The organism is Mailhella massiliensis, assembly GCF_020741395.1.
Taxonomy (GTDB): Bacteria; Desulfobacterota; Desulfovibrionia; order Desulfovibrionales; family Desulfovibrionaceae; genus Mailhella; species Mailhella massiliensis_A.
Genome location: NZ_DYZA01000009.1, coordinates 1 through 4,376, shown reverse-complemented (window position 1 = coordinate 4,376; position 4,376 = coordinate 1). Strand labels below are relative to the sequence as shown.

General features: G+C 57.4%; 5 protein-coding genes. All 5 read left to right on the top strand.

The window, feature by feature from the left end; translation table 11 throughout:
* On the top strand, positions 1-220 hold a 220-nt coding region (locus K8W16_RS00350; protein WP_304120169.1), incomplete at its 5' end, for a hypothetical protein.
* 11 nt (positions 221-231) lie between these two features.
* Positions 232-1,500 (top strand): TRAP transporter large permease, encoded by a 1,269-nt coding sequence (locus K8W16_RS00345; protein WP_304120168.1) that lies wholly within the window; start codon positions 232-234, stop codon positions 1,498-1,500.
* Between the two features lie 33 nt (positions 1,501-1,533).
* A complete protein-coding gene (locus tag K8W16_RS00340; protein WP_304120167.1) occupies positions 1,534-2,529 on the top strand; it encodes a TRAP transporter substrate-binding protein in 996 nt (331 codons plus the stop codon).
* 132 nt (positions 2,530-2,661) lie between these two features.
* The gene (locus K8W16_RS00335; protein WP_304120165.1) at positions 2,662-3,426 is read left to right on the top strand and encodes an SDR family NAD(P)-dependent oxidoreductase; all 765 of its coding nucleotides are present in this window, start codon (positions 2,662-2,664) and stop codon (positions 3,424-3,426) included.
* Between the two features lie 25 nt (positions 3,427-3,451).
* Positions 3,452-4,213, top strand: a complete 762-nt coding sequence (locus tag K8W16_RS00330) for an SDR family NAD(P)-dependent oxidoreductase (protein ID WP_304120163.1) — start codon at positions 3,452-3,454, stop codon at positions 4,211-4,213.
* Positions 4,214-4,376 lie beyond the last annotated feature (163 nt).

The window sequence follows — 4,376 nt, the reverse complement described above, 5'->3', positions numbered from 1 at the left end:
AAAGATCCATGCCCTCGCATGCATGGGCTTCAATATGCTCTTCTTCGGGCTGCTCGTTTTCATGACCTACGACATGATGCTCAAGGTGAAAGGCCTCAATCAAATGGCCATTGCCCTGCCTCTGCCTGTATGGCTCACATGGCTCGGTATGTGCTTTTCCTGCCTGTGCTGCTTTCTGCAGGCGGTACGAAATTTCGTCCTCATGCTGAAAAACGACTGAAGGAGCGCTCCATGACTTCCGTCACTCTTTTATTCGTCACGCTTGCCTTCCTGCTTGGTCTGGGAGTGCCCATAGGAATCTCCATAGGCCTCGCCACCCTCGCAGGCATAGTCCATGACGGCATCCCGCTGCTCTTCTTCACTCAGCGATGCTTCAATACCTTCGACTCTTTCCCTCTCATGGCCGTCCCGTTCTTTCTTCTGGCAGGCGATATCATGCAGCGGGGAACACTGGCCAACAGCCTGCTCGGCCTGTGTCAGAGCTTTGTCGGGCACAGGCGCGGAGGGCTTGCACACATTTCCGTGCTCACTTCCCTCTTCTACGGCGCGCTCTGCGGCAGCAGCGCGGCCACCACTGCCGCCGTGGGCGGCATCATGATCCCGGCCATGTCCAGAGAAGGCTACCCCACGAGATTCGCCGCCGCCGTGAACGCCGCAGGCGGAGCGCTCGGCGTGATGATCCCCCCTTCCATTCCTCTTATTCTCTACGGCGCCTCAGGCAGCGTTTCCATTACCGACCTCTTCATTGCGGGCATCATTCCCGGCGTGATCGTGGCTGCCGGTTTCATCGTCACCTCCCATATCATCATCCGAAAAACCGGCTACGGCGAAATCCACCCGAAGGCTCCGTGGAGCGAGCGCCTTCACGCTCTTGCCGTGGCCAAATGGGCCATTCTGGTGCCCGTCATCGTGCTCGGCTTCATCTACGGCGGCATCACCACCCCCACGGAAGCCGGGGCCGTGGCCGTGCTCTACGCCCTTCTGGTGGAAACCTTCATCACCCGTTCCCTGACCTGGAATCTCCTGAAGGAAATCATGAAATCCTCGCTGTCCACGCTCTCGGTGATCTTTCTCATCATCATCACGGCTACAGCCATGGGGACTTTCCTCCAGTTCCACAATCTCGATAAAGTCCTTATCGACTTTGTGCACTCCGTGACGCAGAGCCAGGCGGTATTTCTGTTCATCATGCTGATTTTCTTTCTTATTATCGGCACATTCATGGACTGTTCCGCCACCATACTCATCTTCGCCCCGCTTCTTGTGCCCCTGGCCCGCAGCTACGGCGTCGATCCTGTGCATTTCGGCATCTTCATGCTGGTGGCGCTGTGCACAGGCTTTCTCACCCCTCCTGTGGGAACGAACCTCTTTGTCGTGTGCAGCCTTACCGGACAGAACATCATGAGCATTTCCAAAGAAGTGCTGCCCTATGTTCTTTCCATGATCGTGGTCCTGCTCATGCTCATGTATATTCCGTCTGTTACGCTGTTTCTCCTGTAACGCAGGAACAACCTTCAACCTGAGGAGTTTTGTATGCGCGGAATCCTTTCCTTCTCCCTGGGAATCGCCATGGCCTGCTGCCTGAACACGGCCCCCGCGAACGCGGCCACAACCGTCAAAGTGTCCGTAGTCACCAACAACGGCGACGTACTCGTCACCGCCATGCAGGATACCTTCACCAAATTCATCGAAGAAAAATCCAAGGGCAGGTACAAGGTCGACACCTACTTCGGCGGTGCGCTCGGAGGCTGCGACAGCGTTTTTCAGGGCGTGCAGTTCGGAACCATCAACATCGCCATAGACAGCACCTCCAACCTCTCGCAGTTCGCCCCGGAACTCGCCGTAGTGGACATGCCCTTCCTCATGCCTACGGAAAAAGACCTCAGAAAAATCACCGAAGGGCCTTATTCCAAAAAATTCATGAAGTATCTCGACAAGACAGGGGTGAAGACCGTCGCGCTCATCTTTTCCACCTACCGCCCTCTGGTCTCCCTCAACCACTGGGAAACCCTTGAAGACATACAGGGCCAGAAGTTCCGCTCCACAGCCTCCAAGACCCACATGGCCGCCATATCCTCGCTGGGCATGACTCCCACCCCCATGCCTCCCACCGAAATGGTCACCGGCATACAGCAGGGGGTCGTGGGCGGTTCCGACACGGAAATACTCGGCATCATCAACTACCGCTTCTGCGATGTGGCCAAAAACGTGCTTATAGCCGACCATATCCCCGTCATCTTCGTACTCTATTGCAGCGCCTCCTGGTATGACAGCCTTTCCGACGAGGACAAGGCCCTGTTCGACGAGGCCTTCCAGGCCTACTACGCGGAAACTCAGCGCGTATACGCGGAAAAGGCCGCCTGGACGCTCCGCGAATGTAAGGAAAAGTACGGCATGAACGTCACTTATCTCTCCCCCGAGGAAAAAAAGCGCTGGATAGAAAAATCCAAAACGGCCTACGAAAGCCTCTCCCCCGCCCAGACGGCGGTATGCGAAGAAATTCGTGAAGCCCTCAAGAGTAGGATCTGAAGCCGGAACGGCCTTCTTCCGCAAAAGGAGCTCCTGCGGGAGAGGGCCACGGTACGGCCGGAAGAGAACCGACATGTTCAACCCTGCTTTCCGAAGCTGTTCTTCAAAAGCAGTCTGATACAAGGAGTAGCCATGCTCTTTCGCTTAGACGGAAAAACCGCCCTTATCACCGGAGGCGGCAGCGGCATAGGATTCGCCATAGCCAAAGCCATGCTGCAACAGGGGGCAAGCGTGATCATCGCCTCCCGGAACACGGGACGCCTGGCGGCGGCAGCCGAGAAACTGGAAAGCGTCGCGCCGGGAAAAGTGACCTTTGCCCCCCTCGACCTGAAAAACGACGCCAGCATCCGGGAGCTTGCGGCGTTCCTTGAAAAACGCGGCCCGGGGCTGGATATCCTCGTCAACAATTCCGCCGTGCTCCACCTCGCCCCCCTGGAAGAAAGCAACGCCTCCATGTTTGAAGACATTTTCCGGACCAATGTGGCCGGCATGCTGAAACTCACCCTGGCGCTGCTGCCCCTGCTCAAGGCAGGCGGCGGAGGAAAGATCATCAACGTAGGCTCCTATGTTGAGGAAATCGTACGCCCCAACGTCGCCCTCTACGCCGCCGCCAAGGGCGCCATACGCCAGCTCACCAAATCCATGGCCGTGGAGTGGGCCCGGTACAATATTCAGGCCAACCTGCTTTCCCCGGGCATCATCGCCACGGAGTTCACCGCCAACACCATGCAGAAAGATCCGAAGTGGAAGGAGTTCTGTGAACGCCGGATTCCCCTGGGGCGCTGGGGCCGCGCCGAAGATATCGGCGGATGCGCCGTCTTTCTCGCTTCCCGGGAAGCGGATTACATGACGGGGGCGCAGCTCGCCGTCGACGGCGGCATACTCGCTTCTCTCTGACACTCTCACCTATCGGAGCCGAACTATGTTCTCTCTTGCAGGAAAAACCGCACTCGTCACGGGCGGAGGCCGGGGCATAGGCTACGACATAGCCCGAGCGCTGGCCGAACAGGGAGCCGCTCTCATCCTTGCGGGGCGCACCGCCTCCACGCTGGAAAAAGCCGCGTCCCACCTTCTGGAAACCTTCCCGGGGCTCACCGTCCACTGTAAAACGTGCGACATAGGACAGAGCGACGCCACGGCCAAGATGATGGAAGAACTCGACCGAGAAGGCCTCCCCCTCGATATTCTCGTGAACAACGCGGCCCTCCACCTGAGCTGCCCGGTGGAAGACATGGAAGAAGCCGACATGCAGCGCATCATACAGACCAATATCTGCGGCATGTTCTCCCTCTGCAAGGCCGCCCTGCCCATGCTCAGAAAAAGAGGCGGAGGCAAAGTCATAAACCTCACCTCCTTCATGTCGCAGATAGGCAGGGCCGATATCGCCTGTTACAGCGCCACCAAGGCCGCTATCCGGCAGATGACAAGAGTCATGGCCATTGAATGGGCGCCGTACAACATTCAGGTCAATGCCATAGCCCCGGGCGTCATTGCCACGGATTTCACCGCAGGCCTGCAACAGAACGCCCCTATGGTGGAATACCTGAAACATCGCATCCCCGCCGGGCGCTGGGGCGGCATGGGAGACATGGGCGGCTGCGCCGCATTCCTCGCCTCCGATGCGGCGAACTACGTCACCGGCGCCACCATAGTGGTGGACGGCGGGATTCTGGCTTCCCTGTAAACGCTCGAAGGAATGCAGAGCTCGCTGCATTCCTTCGCCTATTTTACCCCCATGGCACACTTCTCAAGCTTTTTCTCATCTATGACATGAATTTTGTTCTTGGTAAAACAGTCTATGATATTCATGTCTTTCAATTCCTTCACTACCCTGTTGATGCTCGACT

What these genes read in the sequence shown, in the direction of transcription:
- K8W16_RS00340 (WP_304120167.1), top strand. Translation starts at nt 1,534, where the DNA reads ATGCGCGGAATCCTTTCCTTCTCCCTGGGAATCGCCATGGCCTGCTGC.
- K8W16_RS00345 (WP_304120168.1), top strand. Translation starts at nt 232, where the DNA reads ATGACTTCCGTCACTCTTTTATTCGTCACGCTTGCCTTCCTGCTTGGT.
- K8W16_RS00335 (WP_304120165.1), top strand. Translation starts at nt 2,662, where the DNA reads ATGCTCTTTCGCTTAGACGGAAAAACCGCCCTTATCACCGGAGGCGGC.
- K8W16_RS00330 (WP_304120163.1), top strand. Translation starts at nt 3,452, where the DNA reads ATGTTCTCTCTTGCAGGAAAAACCGCACTCGTCACGGGCGGAGGCCGG.